General features: G+C 40.6%; 1 protein-coding gene. It reads left to right on the forward strand.

The window, feature by feature from the left end; translation table 11 throughout:
* A partial coding sequence (locus FC15_RS06285; RefSeq protein ID WP_021357663.1) for an IS3 family transposase occupies positions 1–201 on the forward strand: 201 nt, incomplete at its 5' end.
* Positions 202–323: the final 122 nt, after the last annotated feature.

Genomic DNA, 323 nt, shown 5'->3' on the forward strand with positions numbered 1-323 from the left:
CCAATGGAATCCTTTCACGCTTCCCTCAAAAAGGAATGTGTTTATCCAGTGCCGGTCTTTGAAGATTATGAAACTGCCGCTGCCGTCCTTTTTGAATATGTGCATGCTTTCTACAATAGGAAGAGAATTCATAGTTCACTGGGCTACCAGACCCCCTTACAAGTTGAAATTGCAACACTTACGAGCCAAATGGCCGCCTGATTTAATGCTTTCCAGGGTTCAAATAAGTTATTAATCGCGATTAATGATTTATTTGAGCTGTGGAAGGTAAACGCGGTTCTGAATGTCTCTTAAAATCTGTCTCAAATATTGACTTCAATCCA

Source organism: Lapidilactobacillus concavus DSM 17758, from assembly GCF_001435835.1.
GTDB lineage: Bacteria > Bacillota > Bacilli > Lactobacillales > Lactobacillaceae > Lapidilactobacillus > Lapidilactobacillus concavus.